The sequence below is a fragment of the Streptomyces sp. NPDC090499 genome (assembly GCF_044769305.1).
In the GTDB taxonomy this organism is placed as follows: domain Bacteria; phylum Actinomycetota; class Actinomycetes; order Streptomycetales; family Streptomycetaceae; genus Streptomyces.
Window position 1 is genome coordinate 123818 of the sequence record NZ_JBIVXP010000017.1, and the last position, 22105, is coordinate 145922.

The following is a 22105-nucleotide window of genomic DNA, read 5'->3' on the forward strand; positions in this document are numbered from 1 at the left end:
TCGGTGCGTGTGTGCGCTCGGGTCAGTTCAGTTCAGTTCAGGTCATGTCAGGTCAGTTCGTCGGCGCGCCGCACCACCGCCTCCAGCGCCCGGAACCAGGTCTCGGCCAGCTCCCGTACCGCGTCCTCGGTGAGGAGTCCGGCGGCGTACGCCCAGTGGGCGCTGAGCTCCGGCCCCTCGGGACGGTCCTCGGTGAGGGCGTTGAGGGTGAGCGCGTGGGACATCGGCATGCCGGCGTCGGCGTCGAGGTCGGCGGCGTCCTCCTCGGCGGCGTAGGACCAGTCGGCGGCCGCGGGGCGGTCGAAGCGGCCCATGTAGTTGAACTCGATCTGCGGTTCGGCGAGTTCGGCGAGGAGCGGGCCGGTCGCGGGGTTGAGCCGGCGGAGCAGGCCGTGGCCGATGCCGGCCGCCGGGAGGGCGGTGAGGTGGTCGCGGATCCGGGCCACGGCCGCGTCGAGGGCGGGTCCGCCGCCCAGCGCGTCGGGGCCGGACGCACCCGGGTCGAGCCGTACCGGGACGACGCTGGTGAACCAGCCGACCGTGCGCGACAGGTCGGCGTCGCCCGCGAGTTCCTCCTCGCGGCCGTGGCCCTCCAGGTCGACCAGGACCGGGCCGCCGACGTGCTCGGCGCCCAGGGTCCGGGACCGCCAGTCGCCGACGGCGAGCGCGAACGCGGTGAGCAGGACGTCGTTGACGCTCGCCCCGAAGGCGGCCGGGACCCGGCTCAGCAGGGGGCCGGTGACGGCGGCCGGCAGGGAGAGGGACAGGTGGCGGGTGGTCGCGACGGTGTCCTGTGCCGGGTCGAGCGGGCGGGCCAGGGGCAGGTCCGCGCCCGCGGCGAGGGCGGAGGTCCACCAGGGCAGCTCGTCCTCGGCGGCGGGTTCGCAGGACCGGGCGGCGAGCAGGCGTGACCAGCGGGCGAACGACATGTCCACCGGGGCCGGTTCGGGGTTGCGGCCGCCGCGCACGGCCGCCCAGGCGGCCGCCAGGTCGGGCAGCAGGATGCGCCAGGAGACGCCGTCGACCACCAGGTGGTGGACGAGGAGCAGCAGCCGTCCGGGCCGGTCCGTTCCGGCGTCGAACCAGACCGCCCGCACCATCGCCCCGGCCTCGGGGTCGAGCCCCGCCAGCGCCGTCGGCGCGTGCCGGGCGACGGCGTCCCGCAGCGCGTTCTCGTCGGCGGCCGTCTCGCGTACGTCGACCCGGGTGAGCCAGGTCCGTACCTCGGTGTCGGCCGCCGCCGGGACCGCCAGCGCGGCCTCCGGGGTGCGGACCAGCCGGGCCCGGAGCATGTCGTGCCGTGCGGCGACGGCTCCGAGCACGGCGAGCAGGCCGGGTTCGGTCAGGTCGGCGGGGGTGCGCAGCAGGGCCGCCTGGTGGTAGGCGGCGACGGGGCCGCCGCGGTCGAGGAGGGCGTGCATGATCGGGGTGAGCGGGACGGCCCCGGTGCCGTCGTCGTGCGCGGCCTGCCGGTCGTCCGCGCCCAGCGGGACGGCGACGGCGGCGAGGGCGGCGACCGTCCGGTGCTGGAGGACCTGGCGGGGGGTGATCCGCAGGCCGCCCGAGCGGGCGCGGGCGACGAGTTGCATGGCGACGATGCTGTCCCCGCCGAAGGCGAAGAAGTCGTCGTCCGTGCCGATCGCCTCGGCGGGCAGGCCGAGGGCGTCCGCGAACAGGTCGCGCAGGGTGCGCTCGGTGGCGTTCTCCGGTGCCCGGCCGCCGCCCGACGCGGTGAAGTCCGGGGCGGGCAGGGCGGCCCGGTCCAGCTTGCCGTTGGAGAGCAGCGGCAGCCGCTCCAGGACGACCACGGCGGCCGGGACCATGTAGTCGGGCAGCCGCTCGGCGGCATGGGCGCGCAGTTCGGTGCCGGCCGCGCTGCCGGAGACCACGTAGGCGATCAGCTGCCGTACTCCGGGCCGGTGTTCGCGGGTCACGACGACGCTCTGCGCGACCGCCGGGTGGGAGTCCAACGCGGCCTCGATCTCGGCGAGTTCGACCCGGTAGCCGCGGATCTTCACCTGGTCGTCGGTGCGTCCGGCGAACTCCAGGAGCCCGTCCTCGGTCCAGCGGGCCAGGTCGCCGGTGCGGTACATGCGGGCCCCGGGCAGTGCGAAGGGGTCGGCGACGAAGCGTTCGGCGGTGAGGTCGGGCCGGCCGAGGTAGCCGCGGGCGAGGCCCGGTCCCGACAGGTACAGCTCGCCGGTGACGCCGGGCGGGACCGGGCGCAGGGCGGTGTCCAGGACGTAGGCCCGGGAGTGGTGGACGGGGCGGCCGACGACCGGGCGGGCGCTGTCGCGGACTCGGCCGACGAGGGCGTCGACGGTGGCCTCGGTGGGGCCGTACAGGTTGACCGCCTCGGTGTCCGGGAGCGCGGCGAGCCGCTGCCACAGCGAGTCGGGGACGGCCTCGCCGCCGAAGCCGACCGTCGCGAGCGGGCAGTCGCCGTCGGGTCCGATCAGTCCGCTGTCGGCCATCCGGGCGAGCAGGGACGGGGTGACCTCGACGAAGTCGATGCCCCGGTCGCGGATGAACTCGGCGAGGAGTTCGGGGTCGCGGCGGGTGTCGTCGTCGGCGATGTGCAGGGCGTGTCCGTCCAGGAGCCAGAGCTGCGGCTGCCAGGAGGCGTCGAAGGAGAACGACCAGGCATGCCCGATGCGCAGGTGCCGTCGTCCGGTGCGTGCCTTGGCCGGGTCGTGCAGGTCGTGGCGGTGGCTGTGGAAGAGGTTGGCCACTCCGCGCTGGGTGACGACGACGCCCTTGGGGCGGCCGGTGGAGCCGGAGGTGTAGATGACGTAGGCGGGGTGGTCGGGGCCGGGGGCGGTGGGGTCGGCCTGGGGAAGGCCGTCCGCCGGGGCGTCGAGCCGCAGGACGGGGACGTCTGTCGCGGGCAGCGCGCCGGCGGTCTCGGCGGCGGCCAGGACGAGCACCGGGCGGGCGTCGGCGAGCATGCCGGTGAGGCGGGCCGCGGGCAGGTCGGGGTCGAGGGGCAGGTAGGCGGCGCCCGCCTTCATGACGGCGAGGATCGCGGCGATGTGGTCGGCGGTGCGAGGCAGGGCGAGGGCCACGATCCGCTCGGGCCCGGCGCCGTGCCCGGCCAGGAGGCGGGCCAACTCGGTGCTGCGGGCGTCGAGTTCGGCGAAGGTCCAGGTGGTACGGCCGTCGGTGACGGCGACCGCGTCCGGGGTGGTGGCGGCCTGGGCGGCGAACAGCGCCGGTACCGTGCCGAGGCGTTCGGCGGCAGGCAGGGCGGTGTCGTTCCAGGCCTCCAGGACGGTGTACCGGTCGGCGGAGCCGAGCAGGTCGAGGCGGCCGACGGGGCGCTCGGGATCGGCGGCCATGCCGGTCAGCAGGCCGGTCAGGGCGGCCGTGAGCCGCCGTACGGTGACCGCGTCGAACAGGTCGGGGCGGAACTCGGCGGTCACCCGCAGCCGTTCGGCGGGCTCGACCGCCCAGGCCAGCGGGTAGTGGGTGGAGTCCGCGTGCTCGCGGACCGCGACCCGCGGCGCGGCACCCGCTTTTCCGCCCGTCCCCTCGTCGGGCTCCGCGACCGGGTACGACTCGAACACCACGAGCGTGTCGAAGAGTTCGCCGAGTCCCGCGGTGCGCTGGATGTCGGCGAGGCCGAGGTGCTGGTGGGCGATGAGCCGGGACTGCTCGTCCTGGAGCCGCTCCAGGAGGGCGGCCGTGCTCTCCCCGGGGCGGATCCGCACCCGGACCGGGACGGTGTTGATGAACAGGCCGATCATCGCCTCGGAGCCGGGGAGTTCGGGCGAGCGTCCCGCGACGGTGGCGCCGAACACCACGTCGTCGCGGCCGGTGAGCCGGCCGAGCAGCACGCCCCAGGCGGCCTGTACGAGGGTGTTGACGGTGACGCCCGTGCGCCGGGCGAACGCCTCCAGTTCCGCGGTGCGGCCGGCGTCCAGCTCCACGGTGTGGGTGTGCGGGACGGCGGCGGCCCGGTCGGGGTCGGCGGGCGCGAGCCGGGTGGGTTCGGCGAGGCCGGTCAGGGCCTCGGTCCAGGCGGCGGCGGAGGCGGCCGGGTCCTGGGCGGCCAGCAGCCGCAGGTGCTCCCGGTAGGGGGCGGGCGGGGCCGGGGTTCGGCCCTCGTAACGCGCCCACAGCTCGGCGGTGAGCAGCGGCAGTGACCAGCCGTCCAGGAGCAGGTGCTGGTGCGAGAGGACGAGGCGGTACCGGTCCGCGCCGGTGCGGGCCAGCAACAGGCGCAGCAGCGGCGGCCGTTCGGGGTCGAAGCGGCGCCGCTCCTGCCCGAGCAGCCGGGTCCAGACCTCCCCGTCGAGGTCGTCGCCGGGGAGGTCGAGCTGCCGCCAGGGCAGCACGGCGGTGCGCGGTAGGACGGCCACCGGGCGGCCGGAGGACAGGTACCGGAAGCCGCTGCGCAGGTTCTCGTGGGCGTCGAGCAGCTCCTGGGCGGCGGCCCGCAGCCGGTCGGCGTCGACGGGGCCTTCCAGGTCGTAGGAGATCTGGACGGTGTAGACGTCCGGTCCGTCGTCGCCGGAGTCCAGGGCCGCGTGGAAGAGCAGTCCGGCCTGGAGCGGGGAGAGGGGCAGCACGTCGGTGCCTGCGGGCAGCGCGGCGACCTCGGCGCGTTCGGCGTCGGTGAGGTCGAGGAGGACGGTCTCCGCGGCCCGGTCCCCGGGCGCGGCGGTGGTCGCCACCGCGGCCAGGCCCGCCACCGACTTGTGCCGGAAGACGTCGCGCGGGCTGAACGCCAGCCCGGCGGCGCGGGCGCGGGCGACCAGCTGCATGGCGACGATGCTGTCCCCGCCGAGGGCGAAGAAGTCGTCGTCCACACCGACCCGTTCGAGGCCGAGCACGTCGGCGACGAGGGCGCCGAGGGTCTCCTCCAGCGGGGTCCGCGGCCGGCTGTCGGTCACCTCGGCGGCGAAGTCCGGGGCGGGCAGGGCGCGGCGGTCGAGCTTGCCGTTGGGGGTGAGCGGGAGGGTGTCGAGGGTGAGGACGGCGGCCGGGACCATGTGCGCGGGCAGCGTGCGGGCGGTGTGGGCGCGCAGTGCGGCGGAGTCCGCGCCGGGCCCGGTGGGCACCACGTACGCGACGAGCCGTTCGTCCCGCATCACGACGGTGGCGTGCGCGACGGCCGGGTGGGCGGCGAGCACGGCCTCGATCTCGCCGGGTTCGATCCGGAAGCCGCGCAGCTTGACCTGGTCGTCGGTGCGGCCGAGGTATTCCAGCTCGCCGTCGGCCGTCCAGCGGGCCAGGTCGCCGGTGCGGTACATGCGGCTGCCCGCCGGGCCGTACGCGTCGGCGACGAACCGCTCGGCGGTCAGGCCGGGGCGGCCGAGGTAGCCGCGGGCCAGCTGGACGCCCGCCAGGTACAGCTCCCCGGCGACACCGGGCGGCACCGGGCGCAGACCGGCGTCGAGGACGTAGGTGCGGGTGTTCCACACCGGGCGGCCGATGGGAACGCTCGTCGCGCCGGGGACGGTCTCGGTCGCGGTGACGTCGACGGAGGCCTCTGTCGGGCCGTAGAGGTTGTGCAGCCGGGTGTCCGGCAGGAGGTCACGGAACCGGCCGGCAAGGGGCGCGGGCAGTGCCTCGCCGCTGCACATCACCTGGCGCAGGCAGGTGCGGTCGGCGGCGGTGGGCTCGTCGAGGAAGGCGCGCAGCATGGACGGCACGAAGTGGGCCGTGGTGACGCGCTCGCGCCGGATCAGGTCGGCCAGGTAGGCCGGGTCCTGATGCCCCTCGGGCCGGGCGACGACCAGCGTGGCGCCGGTGATCAGCGGCCAGAAGAACTCCCACACCGAGACGTCGAAGCCCGCCGGGGTCTTCTGCAGCACCCGGTCGGCCGCGTCGAGGCGGTAGGTGTCCTGCATCCACAGCAGGCGGTTGACGATGCCGGCGTGCGGGACGGCGACGCCCTTGGGGCGGCCGGTGGAGCCGGAGGTGTAGATGACGTAGGCGGGGTGCCGGGGGTCGTAGGAGGTGGGCAGGGGGGCGTCGGCCGGCTGCTCGGGGGTGCCGTCGGCGGTCACCGTCACGCGGGGCACGCCGGTGTCCGCGATGGCCACGTCCGCTGCGGTGACCAGGCAGGACGGGCGGGCGTCGGTGAGCGTGTACGCCAGCCGCTCGGCCGGGTAGCCGGGGTCGAGGGGCAGGTAGGCGGCGCCCGCGCGGTGCACGGCGAGCAGGGTCACCACGAGGGCGGCGGAGCGCGGCAGGGCGACGGCGACGGTCGTCTCGGCACGGGCGCCGTGCGCGGCGAGGGTGTGGGCCAGCCGTTCGACGCGCTGGTCGAGTTCGGCGTAGGTGAGCGGGGTGCCCTCGAGGACGACGGCCGTGGCGGCGGGCGTGCGGGCCGCCTGGGCGCGGAACAGCTCGGGGAGGGTGAGGTCCGGGACCGGCCGGGCGGTGTCGTTCCAGCCGGTGAGGACCAGGGCGCGTTCGTCGTCGCGCAGCACGTCGAGGGTGCCGACGCGGCGGCCGGGGTCGGCGGCGACCTGGGCGAGCAGCGACTCCAGGCGTCGGGCGAGGAGTTCGGCGGTCCGTTCGTCGAAGAGGTCGGCGCTGTACTCGATCCAGCCGTCGACACGTTCGCCCTGCTCGACGAAGTCGAAGCTGAGGTCGAACTTGGCGCTGTCCTGCCCGACGGTCTCGCGGCGGGCGGTGAGGCCGGGCAGTTCGGGTGCGCCGCCCGGTCCGGCGAGGTGGACGACCATCACCTGGAACAGCGGGTGCCGGGCCAGGGAGCGTTCGGGGTTGAGGGCCTCCACCAGCCGTTCGAAGGGCAGGTCCTGGTGTTCGTAGGCGGCCAGGTCGGTCTCCCGGACCCGGGCCAGCAGCTCGGCGAAGGTGGGGTCGCCGGACAGGTCGGTGCGCAGCACCAGGGAGTTGACGAAGAACCCGACCAGGTCTTCGAGGGCCTCGTCGGACCGCCCGGACACCGGGGCGCCGAGCGGGATGTCGTCGCCGGCGCCCAGCCGGTGCAGGAGCGCGGCCACCGCGGCCTGGGCGACCATGAACATGCTGACGCCGTGGGCGCGGGCCAGGCCGCGCAGGGCACCGGCCAGGGCGGGCGGGACGGTGAAGCCGGTGGTGCCGCCGCGCCCGGTGGGCTCGGCGGGGCGCGGCCGGTCGGTGGGCAGGTCCAGCTCGGCGGGCAGCCCGCGCAGGGCCTTCGTCCAGTGGGCGAGCAGCTCCGGTTCGGTCGCGGCCAGCAGGTCGCGCTGCCAGAGCGTGTAGTCGGCGTAACTCGCGGGCAGCGGCTGCCGGTCGGGGGTCCGGCCCGTGGTGCGGGCGGCGTAGGCGGTGGCGAGGTCGGCGAACAGGGGGCGGTCGGACCACTCGTCGGTGGCGATGTGGTGCAGCAGGAGCAGCAGGACGTGCTCGTCCGGGCCGGTCTCGAACAAGGTGGCACGGAGCGGCAGTTCGCGCTCCAGGTCGAAGACGTGCGCGGCCCGGTCGGCGAGTTCCGCGAACGGGGCGGTGTCCAGGGGGACTTGCGCATCGGCGAGGATCCGCTGGTACGGGATCCCGTCGACCGCCGGGAAGACGGTCCGCAGCGGGGTGTGCCGGGCGGCCACGTCGTCCAGGGCGGCCTGGAGGGCGTCCCGGTCCAGGGGGCCGGTCAGCCGCCAGGCCGAGGGGAGGTTGTACGCGGTGCTCGCGCCGTCCACCTGCGCGAGCAGCCAGAGCCGGCGCTGTGCGGCGGACAGCGGCAGCCGTTCGGGACGCGGGCGCGGGACGGCGAGCGCGGGACGCGACCCGGCGGCAGCGGTGTCCGTGCGGGCGGCGAGCAGGGCGACCGTGGGTGCCTCGAAGACGTCGCGGACCGTCAGTTCCGCGCCGAGCGCGGTGCGGACGCGGCCGGCCAGGCGCATGGCGAGCAGGGAGTGGCCGCCGAGCCCGAAGAAGTCGTCGTCCACGCCGACCCGTTCGTGGCCGAGGACGTCGGCGAACAGGGCGGCGAGGATCTCCTCGCGCGGGGTGCGCGGCGCGGTGCCGTCGCCGGTGCCCGCGGTGAACTCGGGGGCGGGCAGGGCCTTGCGGTCGAGCTTGCCGTTCGGGGTGAGCGGCAGCGTGTCCAGGGTGACCCAGGCGGCCGGGACCATGTGCGCGGGGAGTGCGGCGGCCGCGTGGGCGCGCAGCGCGGTCGCGTCCACCACCGGGCCGGTGGCGGGCACGACGTAGGCGACGAGCGCCTGGCCGTGCACGGTGACGGTGGCGTGCGCGACGGCCGGGTGGGCGGTGAGCACGGCCTCGATCTCGCCGGGTTCGACGCGGAAGCCGCGCAGCTTGACCTGGTCGTCGGTGCGGCCGAGGTATTCCAGCTCGCCGTCGGCCGTCCAGCGGGCCAGGTCGCCGGTGCGGTACATGCGGCTGCCCGCCGGGCCGTACGGGTCGGCGACGAACCGCTCGGCGGTCAGGCCGGGCCGGTCCAGGTAGCCCCGCGCCAGCTGGACGCCCGCCAGGTACAGCTCCCCGGCGACACCGGGCGGCACCGGGCGCAGACCGGCGTCGAGGACGTACAGGCGGGTGTTCCACACCGGGCGGCCGATGGGAACGCTCGTCTCGCCGGGGCCGATCTCGGTCGCCGTGACGTCGACGGACGCCTCGGTGGGGCCGTACAGGTTGTGCAGTTCGGCGTCGAGCACCTCGTGGAAGCGGCGGGTGAGGGCGGCCGGGAGGGCCTCGCCGCTGCACAGGACGCGGCGCAGGCCGGTGCGGTCGGCGGCCGTCGGCTCCTCCAGGAAGAGCTGGAGCATGGACGGCACGAAGTGGACGGTGGTGACGGCCTGTTCGCGGATGAGCGCGGCCAGGTAGGCGGGGTCGCGGTGGCCCTCGGGCCGGGCGACGACCAGCGTGGCGCCGGTGATCAGCGGCCAGAAGAACTCCCAGACCGACACGTCGAAACTGGACGGCGTCTTCTGCAGCACCCGGTCGTCGGCGCCGAGCCGGTAGGTGTCCTGCATCCACTGCAGCCGGTTGGCGATGCCCGCGTGCGGGACCACCACGCCCTTGGGGCGGCCGGTGGAGCCGGAGGTGTAGATGACGTAGGCCGGGTGCCGGGGGTCGTACGACGCCGGGAGCGCGGCCTCCGGGCCGGTGGGCAGGGCGTCGCGGATCACGCACACCGGGCGGGCGTCCTCGACCATGAGGGCGAGCCGGTCCGCCGGGTAGTCGGGGTCCAGGGGCAGGTAGGCGGCACCGGCGCGATGGGTGGCGAGGAGGGCCACGACGAGGTCGGCCGAGCGCGGCAGGGCGACGGCGACGGTCCGCTCCGGGCCCGCGCCGAGCCCGGCCAGGACCCGGGCGGTGTGCTCGACGCGGGCGTCCAGCTCGGCGTAGGTGAGCCGCTGCTCCTCGAAGACGAGGGCGGTGGCGTCGGGGGTGCGGGCGGCCTGGGCGCGGAACAGCTCGGGCAGGGTGAGGTCCGGGACGGGACGGGCGGTGTCGTTCCAGTCGGCGAGGACGCGGGTCCGCTCGTCCTCGTGCAGGATCTCCAGGTCCCCGAGCGGGGCGTCGGGTTCGGCGGCGGCGTGTTCGAGGAGCCGGGCCGCGCGGCCGGCCAGGGCTTCGGCCGTGCCGTGGTCGAAGAGGTCGGTGGCGTACTCCAGGAGCAGGACCACGCGGTCGGACTCGTCGACGTAGGTGAAGTGCAGGTCGAACTTGGCCATGCCGGTGTCCATGTCGGACCACTCGGTGGCCAGGCCCAGCACGTCGGGGTCGCCGTCGGGCCGGTGGTGGTAGCCGAGCATGACCTGGAAGAGCGGGTTGCGGCCGGCCGTCCGGGGCGGGTTGAGGGCCTCCACCACCCGGTCGAAGGGCAGGTCCTGGTACTCGAAGGCGGACAGCGACGACTCCCGCACCCGGCCGAGGAGTTCACGGAACGTGAGCCCGTCGCCGGACAGGTCGGCGCGCAGCACCAGGGTGTTGACGAAGAAGCCCACCAGGTCGCCGAGGGCCTCGTCGGTGCGGCCCGCGATGGGTGCGCCGAGGGGGATGTCGTCGCCCGCGCCGAGCCGGTGCAGCAGGGCGGCGGTGGCGGCCTGGAACAGCATGAACATGCTGGTGCCGGTGGCCGTCGTGAGGTCGCGCAGGGCGAGGGCGGTGGCGGCGGACAGCTCCAGGCGGACCTTGCCGCCGCGGCCGCTGGGCTCGGCGGGGCGCGGCCGGTCGGCGGGCAGGACCAGTTCGTCGGGCAGGCCGCGCAAGGCGTCCCGCCAGTAGGCGAGCTGCGTCTCACCGCTGGTCGCGAGCAGCTCCCGCTGCCACAGCGTGTAGTCGGCGTACTGCACGGGCAGCGGCGCCCACCGGGGGGCCGTACCCGCGCGGCGGGCGGCGTAGGCGGTGTCGAGGTCGGCGAGGAACGGCCGGTCGGACCACTCGTCGGTGGTGATGTGGTGCAGGACGACGGCCACCACGTGATCGTCGGCACCGAGCCTGAAGACCGTGCAGCGCAGCGGGAGTTCGGTCATGAGGTCGAAGGGGCGACGCTGCGCGGCCTCGATCAGGGCGGGCAGCGCCTCCTCGGTGGCGTCGGTGACGGTGAGGTCCGGGTGGGCGTCCTCGGTGGGGACGATCCGCTGGTACGGCTCGCCGTCGTGGGCCGGGAACACCGTGCGCAGGGCCTCGTGGCGGGCGGCCACGTCCCGCAGGGCGGCACGCAGGGCCTCGGTGTCGAGGTCGCCGCGCAGCCGGAAGACCAGCGGGAAGTTGTAGGCGACGCCGCTGCCGGTGATCTGTTCGACGAGCAGCAGCCGGCACTGCGCCGGGGACAGCGGGATGCGCTCGGGCCGGTCACCGACCCTGGTGACGGGCGGCCGGGCCGGGCTCGCGGCGCCGACGCGGGCGGCGAGCCGGGCCGGGGTGGGGGCCTCGAAGAGGTCGCGGATGGCGAGTTCGGCGCCCAGTTCGGTGCGGGCGCGGCTGACCAGCCGGGTGGCGAGCAGCGAGTGGCCGCCCAGGTCGAAGAAGTTGTCCTCGGCACCGGCCTCGGGCAGCCCGAGCACCTCCGCGAACAGGCGGCACAGCACCTCCTCCTGCGGGGTGCGGGGGCCGCGTCCGCCGCCGAGGGCGACGGCGGGCTCGGCCTCGGGCAGGGCGCGCACGTCGAGCTTGCCGTTGGCGTTCATGGGGAGGCCGTCGACGGTGACGAAGGCGGCCGGGACCATGTACTCGGGCAGTTCGCGTCCGAGGTCCTCGCGCAGCCGCCGGACCAGGGCGCCGGTCTCGCGGGCGGCGGTCGGGTCGTTGGCGTAGGGGGCGGTGCCGCCACCGGGGCGGAACAGGCCGCCGGTGACGCGGTGTCCGGCGGTCTCCTCGGTGAGGAACACGACGTCGTAGGTACCGGTCCGCTCCGACCACGTGGTCAGCACCCGGTACCCGGCGCCCGCGCCGAGCGCGTGCAGGGTCTCCGGGTCGACGCCGTCCTCGGCGGTGCGGCCGTCCGGGATGCCGGTCACGCGCAGGGCGGCGGGCCGCCCGCCGCGCGGCCGGTCGCCGACCCGGCCGGTGAACCGGCCGCTCGCGTCCAGCAGTCGGCCGACGGCCTCGGAGGTCCGGCCGCCGCGCGCCAGCTCACCCACGGTGTGGGCGGTGCTCCACTGGACCGTCGGCGCGTCGTCGAGGCGGACGTCGGGCTCACCGGCGTACAGGACGACGTCGTAGCGGTGCCGGGTCAGTTCGTTGTGGTGACGGCCGCGCTTGGTGCGCAGGTCGACGCCGTGGCCGAGGGTGGTGAAGTAGTCGGGGTCGACCAGGAGTTCCTTCTCCAGGCGCAGCCCGCGCTCCACCGCCCGTTCCAGGTCGGCCTCGGCTGTGCCGCGGGCGCGTTGGATCTCGGTGTGGAAGGTGCGGGCCAGCCGCAGGTTGCGGACGTCGCCGACGAACAGGGCGCCGCCGGGCGCGAGCAGTTCCATGGCGCCGTGGATGACGGCGGTGAGGTACTCGATGCTCGGGAAGTACTGGATGACGGAGTTGACGACGATCGTGTCGAAGTGGCCGGCGGGCAGCCCGCCGAGGTCGTCGGCGGGGCGGCAGCGCAGCTGCACCCGGGAGGCCAGCTCGGGGTCGCGGTCGCGCAGTTCCGCGCCGATCTTGCGGATCACCGGGGCGGCGAAGTCGGTCGCCCAGTACTCCTCGGCGTCCGGGGCCAGCCGGGACAGCAGCAGGCCGGAGCCGACGCCGATCTCGAGGATGCGGCGCGGGTTCAGGGCGCGGATGCGGGCGACGGTGGCCTCGCGCCACTCGTGCATCTGCTCGAAGGGGATGGGCCGGCCGTCGTAGGAGCTGTCCCAGCCGTCGTACTGCTCGGTGAAGACGGCGGTGCCGATCTCCTCGTACTCGTCGGAGTAGATCTCCTGCCACTCCCCCACCTGCGCGGCCTCGGCGGCGGTGCGGTCGGCGGGGTCGGCGCCGGAGGGCACGACGTAGCCGACGAGGCGTTCGTCGCGGACCACGACGGCGGCCTGGGAGACCAGCGGGTGGCGGCTGAGGGCGGTCTCGATCTCGCCGGGCTCGATCCGGTAGCCGCGGATCTTCACCTGGTCGTCGGTGCGGCCGAGGAAGTCGAGGTTGCCGTCGGCGTTCCGGCGCACCAGGTCGCCGGTGCGGTACATGCGCTCGCCGGGCTCCCCGAACGGGTCGGCGACGAACCGCTCGGCGGTCAGTCCGGGCCGGTCGAGGTAGCCGCGGGCGAGTCCGATCCCGGCGATGTACAGCTCGCCGGGGACGCCGTCGGGCACCGGGCGCAGCCAGGCGTCAAGCAGGTGGGCGCGGGTGCCGCGGATGGGCCTGCCGACGGTGGGGGTGGCGGAGTCGAGGGTGCCGCCGCCGAGGGTGTTGATGGTGTACTCGGTCGGCCCGTACAGGTTGTAGCCGTACGTCCCCTCGGTGTCGCGCAGCGCGGCCCAGACGGTCTCCGGGACCGCCTCGCCGCCGAGCAGCACGAGCGGCGGGACGTGGCCCTCCAGCAGGCCCTGCTCGATCAGCAGCCGCGCGTAGGTGGGCGTGACGTTGACGACGTCGATGCGGTGCCGCTCGCAGTAGGCGACCAGCGCCTCCGCGTCGCGCCGCAACTCCTCGTCGCAGACGTGTACTTCGTGGCCCTCGACCAGCCAGAGCAGCTCCTCCCACGACATGTCGAAGGCGAAGGACACGGTGTGCGCGATCCGCAGCCGACGGCCGCCCGCGGCCGCGATCGCGGGCTCGAAGATCTCCTTCTGGTGGTTGAGCTGCATGTTCGTCAGGCCCCGGTAGGGGGTGACGACGCCCTTGGGGCGGCCGGTGGAGCCGGAGGTGTAGATGACGTAGGCGGGGTGTTCGAGGCTGAAGCGGCGGCGGACGGGGGTGTCGGGCAGCCCGGCGAGTTCGTCCTGGACCGCCGGGTCGTCGAGCAGGACGCGCGGCAGGTCGTCGCCGTCGAGGGTCGCGGAGACGGCGGTGGTGGAGAGCAGGAGCAGCGGGCGGGCGTCGGCCAGCATCAGGGAGAGCCGGTCGGCCGGGTGGTCCAGCTCCAGGGGCAGGTAGGCGGCGCCGGTGCGCAGCACGGCGAAGAGCGCGACCACCATGTCCAGGGAGCGGCCGAGGCCGAGCGCGATCACCCGCTCGGGACCGGCGCCGCGCCCGACGAGCAGCCGGGCCGTCCGGTTGACGGCCGCGTCGAGTTCGGCGTATGTCAGGGCGCGCTCGCCGAGGACGAGGGCGCGGGCGTCCGGGGTGCGGGCGGCCTGGGCGGCGAGCAGGTCGGCGACGGTCTCCTCGGGGACCTCGACCCGGCCGGCCGCCCACTCCTCGCGCAGCGCCGCGTGTTCGGCGGGCAGCAGCGGGTCGAGGGAGCCCACGGGTGCCGTGAGGTCGGCGGTGAGCCGGTCGACGAGGAGGGTGAAGCGGTCGAGCAGGGCGCGGGCCCGGTCGGCCGGGACCAGGTCGGGCCGGTGGGTGAGGGTGACCGTGATCCGCCGGCCGGGGGTGACGACGAGGTTGGCCGGGTAGTGGGTGGCGTCGACGTTGGCGACGGCGGTGGCGCCGTGCCGGGTGCGCAGTTCCGCCAGCCGGTCCTCGGTGTCGTTGTTGCGCAGCACGAACAGCGTGTCGAAGAGCTTGCGGTGCCCGGTCTCGGCCTGGAGCACGCCGAGGCTGAGGTGCTCGTAGGGCATCAGGTCGAGGCGTTCGCCCTGGATGCGGCGGAGCAGGCCGAGGACCGGCTCGGCGGGGTCGAGGGCGATCCGGGTGGGGACGGTGTTGAGGAACAGGCCGATGATGTTCTCGACGTCGTGGACCTCGCTGGGCCGGCCGGCGACCGTGGTCCCGAACACGACGTCGGTGCGGCCGGTCGCGGAGGCGAGGGTGAGGCCCCAGGCCGCGTTGAGCAGGGTGTTCAGGGTGAGGCCGTGGACCCGGCCGGTCTCCCGCAGCCGGTCGCCGAGTTCGGCGGTGAGGCGGACGTCGAGCTGGTCGGGGATGACCGGTTCGAGCCCGTCGGCGGCGGCCGGGGCCAGCAGGGTGGGCTCCTCCAGGCCGGCCAGCGCGCTCCGCCAGGCGGCGGTGGCGGTCGTGTCGTCCTGCTGGTCCAGCCAGGTGAGGTAGTCCCGGTAGCTGCCGGGGGCGGGCAGCGCGGAGGCGTCGCCGCCGGTCTCGTACAGGGCGAACAGCTCGTCGAGGAAGAGCCAGGCCGACCAGCCGTCCCAGAGGATCAGGTGGCGGCCGACGACGAGCCGGTCGCCGCGCTCGGCACCGAGGCGCAGCAGGAGCAGCCGGAACAGCGGGGGTGCGGACAGGTCGAAGCGCCGGTTGCGCTCGGCCTCGGTCAACTCGCGCACCCGCTCGTCCTGTTCGGCGGCAGGCAGGTGGGAGAGGTCGACCTCGTCGAGTGGGATCTCCGGGGTCTCGACGATGAACTGCACCGGCTGGTCGAGGCCTTCGCTGGTGAAGCCCGCGCGCAGGCCGGGGTTGCGGTCCAGCAGTGTGCGGGCGGCGGCGCGCAGCCGGGCCGGGTTCAGACCGGTGGCGAAGTCGAAGGTCTCGTGGACGGTGTAGACGTCCAACGCGCCCTGGTCGTAGGCCGAGTGGAAGAACAGGCCCTCCTGGAGGGGAGCCAGCGGCCAGACCTCGCAGACGGCGGCCGGGGCGGCGAGGGCGCGGATCCGGGCGTGTTCGGCGTCGGTGAGGGTGAAGGCGGCAGCGGCGGCGGGGGCGGGGGCCGCGGCGGTACCGGCACGGGCCGCGAGGGCGGCCGGTGTGCGGTGGGTGAAGACGTCCCGCGGGCTGAGGTCCAGGCCGGCCGCGCGGGCCCGGCTGGCGACGCCGATGGAGCTGATGCTGTCGCCGCCGAGCCGGAAGAAGTCGTCGTCGGGGCCGGCGTCGGCGATGCCGAGGACGGCCGCGAAGATCCCGGTGAGCTGCCGCTCCAGGGGCCCTTCGGGCTCGCGGCGGGCGGCGCGTTCGGTCTCGGGGGCGGGCAGCGCGGCCTGGTCGAGCTTGCCGCTCGGGGTGAGCGGGAGGTCGTCGAGGACGACGTACGCCTCCGGGACCAGCGGCGCGGGCAGCGCCCCGGCGAGGGCGGCACGCAGCGCGACGGGGTCGGCGACGGCACCGGCCGCCGGGACCGCGTAGGCGACGAGCCGCCCGTCGCGGACGACCACGGCACCGCGCGCCACCGCCGGGTGCCGGGTCAACGCGGCCTCGATCTCGCCCAGTTCGATCCGGTTGCCGCGCAGCTTGACCTGCCGGTCGGTGCGGCCGAGGTAGTCCAGGGTGCCTCCCCCAGCCTCCGGCCGGGGGGACCCCCATGGGCGGCGGCGGACCAGGTCGCCCGTGCGGTACATGCGCGCGCCGGGCACGGCCGCGTACGGGTCGGCGACGAAACGGTCCGCGGTGAGCGCGGGGCGCCGGTGGTAGCCGCGGGCCAGCTGGACGCCGGTCAGGTACAGCTCGCCGGGCACCCCGTCGGGCACCGGGCGCAGGCAGCTGTCCAGCACCCGCAGGCCGGTGTTCCACACGGGCCGCCCGATGGGCACGACCGTCCCGGGCGCGCCGTCGTAGGCGTGGTACGTCACGTCGACTGCGGCCTCGGTGGGCCCGTACAGGTTGTGCAGCGGTACGCCGGTCAGGTCGTGCCAGCGCCGGGCCGCCGTACCGGAGAGGGCCTCGCCGCTGCTGAAGACGCGGCGCAGGCTGCCCGCCCACGTCGGGTCGGCGGTGACCTCCTGCGACGCGAGGAAGGCGTCCAGCATCGACGGCACGAAGTGCATCGTGGTGACGCCCTCGGTGCGGATCAGCCGGGCCAGGTAGGCGGGGTCGCGATGCCCGTCGGGCGCGGCGAGCACGACCGCGGCGCCCTCGTGCAGCGCCCAGAAGAACTCCCAGACGCTGACGTCGAAACTGGACGGCGTCTTCTGCAGCACCCGGTCGTCGGCGCCGAGTCCGTACGCGCCCTGCATCCAGGCGAGCCGGTTGCCGATGGCGCGGTGGGTGACGACGACGCCCTTGGGACGGCCGGTGGAGCCGGAGGTGTAGATGAGGTACGCGGGGTGGTCGGGGGTGAGCGGCGGGGCGGGCTCCGGTGTGTCCTGGGGCTCCTCGTCCGCGTCGGCGTACAGGATCTCCAGCCCGTCCACCGCCGGCAGGCGCACGGCGTCCCGTGCCGTGGTGACGACGGTCCGGGCGCCGGAGTCGGTGAGCATGTACGCGATGCGGTCGGCCGGGTAGTCCAGGTCGACGGGCAGGTAGGCGGCGCCCGACTTCAGCACCCCGAGGAGGGCGACCATCAGCTCGGCCGAGCGGGGCACGGCGACGGCGACGAACCGGTCGGGTCCGGCGCCGCGGGCGCGCAGCCGGCGGGCCAGCCGCTCCGCGCGGGCGTCGAGTTCAGCGTAGGTGAGGGTGGTGCCCTCGTACACGACGGCGGTGGCGTCGGGGGTCCGGGCGGTCCGGGCGGCGACGGCGGCGGGCAGGGTGGTCGGCGGTACGGGGTGGCGCTCGCCCTCCACGGCTGCGCCGGCCCGCTCGGCGTCGGTGCGCAGGTCGAGTGCGGCCACCGGGCGTGCGGTGTTCTCGGCGAGGGCGTCCAGGACGCGGGTGAGCCGGTCGGCGAGCAGCTGTACGGCCTCGCCGGGGACGCGGTTCGCGTGGTGCTTGAGGCGCAGGTCGAGCCGCCGGCCGGGCTTGACGATCAGGGCCAGCGGATAGTGCACGGCGTCGTGGAAGGCGTGCCCGGCCAGCCGGACCGTGCCGGTGGGGTCGGCGAGGCCGGGTTCGGCGGGGTAGTTCTCGAACACCACCAGGGTGTCGAAGAGTTCGCCGTCGCCCGCGTGCCCGGCGGCCCGCTGGATCTCGGCGAGGCCGAGGTGCTGGTGGTCCAGCAGGGCGCTCTGCTCCTGCTGGAGGCGTTCCAGGACGGCGCCGAGGGAGTCGGAGGGGGCCCAGGTCAGGCGGGTGGGCAGGGTGTTGATGAAGAGGCCGACCATCGACTCGATGCCGGGCACGGCGGCGTCGCGGCCGGAGACGGTGGTGCCGAAGACCACGTCCTGGCGGCCGGTCAGCCCGGCGAGGAGCAGGCCCCAGGCGGCCTGGACGACGGTGCCGAGGGTGACGCCGTGCTCGCGGGCGCGGGCGGTGAGCCGGGCGGTGGTGCGCTCGGGCAGCTCGACGCGCAGTTGCGCGGGCTCGATCGGCCCTGCGGTGGCCGGGGTCCCGACCAGGCGGGTGGGCTCGTCGATCCCGGCGAGGGCGGTGCCCCAGGCGTCCCGCGCGGCCTGCCGGTCGGCGCCCGCGATGCGGGCCAGGTAGCCGCGGAACGGGGCGGCTTCGGGCAGCGGCGCGGGCGCCTCGCCGTAGAGGGCCAGGAGTTCGCGGTGCAGGACGGGCAGGGACCAGCCATCGGCGACGATGTGATGGAAGGTCAGGACCAGGCGGCTGCGGTCGTCGGCGAGGCGGACCAGGGCGCAGCGCAGCAGCGGCGGGTGGGCGAGGTCGAAGCGGCGGGCGCGTTCGTCGGCGGCGACGGCCGCGGCGAGGCCGGTACGGACCGCGGGGTCCTGGGCGGACAGGTCGACCTCGCGCCACGGCACGTCGAGGCCGGTGGCGACGAGCTGGGCGGGGCGGCCGTCCGGGAGCTGGCGGAAGCAGGCGCGCAGCGGTGCGTGCCGGTCGAGGAGCCGCTGGGCGGCCCGGCGCAGGAGGGTGCCGTCGACGGGTCCGGCGAGTTCGAGCACCTGCTGGACGACGTAGGCGTCGTGCTCGGCGCCGTCCACGAGGGCGTGGAAGAAGAAGCCCTCCTGAAGCGGGCCGAGCGGCAGGACCTCGGCGACCGTGAGCGGGGCGTCGCCCTGGAGCGCGGCGAGTTCGTCGGCGGTCGGCGGGTCCCAGGGGGTGCCGGCGAGGTCCTCGGAGGCGTCGGCGGTCCGGGCGACACCGGCGAGCTGGGCGACCGTGCGGTGCCGGAAGACGTCGCGCGGGGTGAGCTCCAGACCGGCCCTGCGGGCCAGGACGAGCAGCTGGATGGCGACGATGCTGTCCCCGCCGAGCGCGAAGAAGTCGTCGTCGACGGTGACCGAGGGCACCCGCAGGGCGCGGGCGTACAGGTCGCACAGCAGGCGCTCGCGTTCGGTGCGCGGCGCGCGGCCCGAGCTGAGCAGGCCGTAGTCCGGGACCGGCAGGGCGGCGGAGTCGAGCTTGCCGCTGGGGGTGACCGGGAGCCGGTCCAGCGGGACGAGGGCGGCCGGGACCATGTACTCGGGCAGGAACTCGGCGGCGTGCGCGCGCAGCCCCGCCATCAGCGCGGTGACGTTGCGGAACGGCGCGGGACGGTTCGCGTGCGCATGAGGCCGACCGGGGACGTACAGCGGGCCGAGCGGGGTGTCGTCGCCGCGCGCGAACACCGCGTCGAGGCTGCCGTCCTCGGCGTCCGCGGTCCAGGTGAGGGCGGCCCGGTAACCGTGTCGGGCGGCCGACTCGTACAGGGTCTCCGGGTCGACGCCCGCGCTGCCGGTGCGGCTGCTGTCGTCGAGGGCGCCGAGCGCGGCCAGGTCGGGGGCGAGTCGGGCGTTGGGGATGCCGGTGACGCGGAGGCGGGCGGGGCCGTCCGGGGCGGCGAGCAGCTCACCGAGGGCGCCGGGGGTGCCGAGCGCGGCCCACGAAAGGCTCCGGGAGGCGACAGCCGGCGCCTCCTCGCCGGATGCCCCGAGTTCGCCGGATGCATCGAGTTCGCCGGGTACTCCGAGTTCGCCCGCTGCCCCGAGTTCGCCGGATACCCCGAGTTCGCCCGCTGCCCCCGGTTCGCCGGATCCTCCGGGCCGCAGCACGACGTCGTACCGGTAGCGGGTGAGCTCGTTGTGGTGGGTGCCCCGTTTGATCCGCACGTCGGCGGAGAAGCCGTCCAGGGTCGCGAAGTAGTCCGGGTCGAGGAGGAGTTCGCCCGCCCAGGCCACGGCCCGGTCGACGGCGGCGCGCAGGGCCTCCTTGTCCTCCAGCCGGCCGCGGCCCGACTCGATGGCCGTGGCCAGCGTCCGCAGCAGCCGCAGGTTGCGTACGTCGCCGACGAACAACGCACCTCCGGGTGCGAGGAGCTGCGCGGCCGTGCGCAGGACGCCGGTGAGGTAGTCGGCGCCCGGGAAGTACTGGACGACGGAGTTGACGACGATCGTGTCGAAGTGGCCCTCGGGAAGCCCGGTCAGCTCGTGTGCGGGCCTGGCGTGCAGGGTGACCCGGCCGGCCAGCTCCGGTACGGCCTCGACCTGGGCGCGCAGGGCGCGGACCGCTTCCTCGGCGAGGTCGGTGCCGACGTACTCGGCGCAGTCGGGGGCGATCCGGGAGAGCAGCAGGCCGCTGCCGACACCGATCTCCAGGACGCGGCGGGGGCGCAGTTCACGGATCCGGGCGACGGTCGCGTCCCGCCACTCGCGCAGGTCGGCGAGCGGGATGGGCAGGCCGTCGTACATGCTGTTCCAGCCGGCGAAGTTCTCCTCGAAGCCGTCGGACCCGGCGGCGGAGTAGAGGAGTTCGTGCAGGTCCTTCCAGTCGGACACGGCCTCGTCGGCCGCGGCGGCGGCCTCCAGGGAGGGCACGACGTAGGCGGCGAGGCGGCGGTCGCCGGGGCGGTCCTCGCGGACCACGACGGCGGCCTGGTCGACGGCCGGGTGGGCGCGCAGCACCGACTCGATCTCGCCGGGTTCGATGCGGAACCCGCGGATCTTGATCTGGCTGTCGGCGCGGCCGTGGAACTCCAGGCGCCCGTCGGACCTCCAGCGGACCAGGTCGCCGGTGCGGTAGAGGCGTTCGCCGGGCGCGCCGAACGGGTCGGCGACGAACCGTTCGGCGGTCAGCGCGGGCCTGCCGAGGTAGCCGCGGGCGAGTCCGGCGCCGCCGAGGTACAACTCCCCCACCACACCGGCCGGTACCGGCCGCAGCCGGTCGTCGAGGACGTAGGCGCGGGTGCCGGGGTCGGGGACGCCGATGGGCACGATGGTGCCGGCCGGGGTGTCCGGGTCGCAGAGACCGAGCGTGGAGTTGGTGGTGGCCTCGGTGGGCCCGTACGCGTTGAACATCATCCGGCCGCGCGCGTAGCGGCCGACCAGCTCGGGCGAGACCCGCTCGGTGCCGGCCAGCAGGGTTGCCGTGGGCGGGAGTCGCACGTCGTCCGGCATGGCGGCCAGGAGAGCGGGTGGCAGGATCATGAAGGTGATGCCGTGCTCGTCGGCGTAGTCGGCGAGGGGCGCGCCGGGCACCCGGCGGTCGGCGGGTACGACGACCAGCCGGCCGCCGGAGAGCAGGCCGAGGCACAGGTCCCAGAAGGCCACGTCGAAGCTGGGCGAGGCGAACTGCAGGACCCGGCTGTGCGGGCCGATCCCGAACCGCTCGCGCTGGGTGGCGACCAGCTTGGCGACCCCGGCGTGCGAGAGCACCACGCCCTTGGGGCGGCCGGTGGAGCCGGAGGTGTAGATGACGTACGCGGCGTGCGCGACCGTCAACGCGTCGGCGCCGGCGGGGTCGTGGGCGGGGTGCGCGGCCAGTTCGGCGACGGTCTCCGGGGCGTCCAGGACCAGTGGATCGGTGTCCGGCGGCAGGTCGGGGACGATCTCGGCGGTGGTGACGAGGCAGACCGGGCGGGCGTCGTCCAGCATGTACGCGATGCGGTCGGCCGGGTAGTCGGTGTCGACGGGGAGGTAGGCCGCACCCGTCTTCAGTACGGCGACCTCGGCGACGATCATGTCGGCGGAGCGGGGTACGGCGAGCGCCACCACCTGCTCGGGACCGGCGCCCCGGGCGGCCAGGGCGTGGGCCAGCCGGGCGGCGCGGGCGTCGAGTTCGGCGTAGGTGAGTCGGACGTCCCCGTGGACGAGGGCCACTTCGCCGGGGCGGGCGGCGACCTGGTCGGCGAACATGCGCGGCCAGGTGCGCGCGGGCACGTCGTGCGCGGTGTCGTTCCAGTCGGCCAGGATCCGCTGCCGCTCGTCGGCGCCGAGGAGTCCGAGGTCGGCGACCTGGGCGCCGGGGCGGTCCAGGGCGTCGGCGAGGAGCGTGGTGTAGTGGCCGAGGATCCGGTCGACGGTGGCGGGTTCGAAGAGGTCGGCGGCGTAGTCCGCGCGCACCTGCCCGCCGACCACGGAGAGCGCCAGGTCCAGCGGGCCGCCTTCGTCCCAGGGTGCGGGACCGAAGCCGACGGCGCACACCAGGGCCCCTCCGCGGCCGGGTTCGGGAGCGAGCAGCCGTAGCAGCTCGGCGGTGGGCAGCCGGTGGGCGGCGGCCTGCGCGCGGGCGGCGGTGACGTGGTCGCGCAACTCGGTGAACGGCATGGCGCCGTGCACCGCCGGCCGCAGGGGCAGGCCCTCGTGAGCGACCGTCAGGTCCTGGGCCGTGCCGCCGCCGTAGCGGTGGAGCAGGGCGGCGAAGGCGGCGAGCAGGGTGGGTTGGTCGGCCGTCACGCCGAGCACGGCCGTGCGGACCTGCCGCGGCCGCGGTTCCCGCGGTTGCGCCGGGTGCGGGAAGTCGAACGGCAGTGAGGTCTCCGCCGCCGGTGCGGCGAACCGTTCCCGCCAGTACTCCTCCGTGGATGCCGTCCGCGCCGTCGGAACCGAATCCGAAACCGAATCCGAAGCCGCAGAAGAAGGTGCGGAAGAACGCGTGT

General features: G+C 75.4%; 1 protein-coding gene. It reads right to left on the reverse strand.

Translation table 11 applies throughout. The annotated features are described in order from the left end of the window. Positions 1–47 precede the first annotated feature (47 nt). Positions 48–21977: a non-ribosomal peptide synthase/polyketide synthase gene (locus ACIQVL_RS40410; protein ID WP_403477949.1), complete on the reverse strand. Its 21930-nt coding sequence runs from the start codon at positions 21975–21977 to the stop codon at positions 48–50. Positions 21978–22105: the final 128 nt, after the last annotated feature.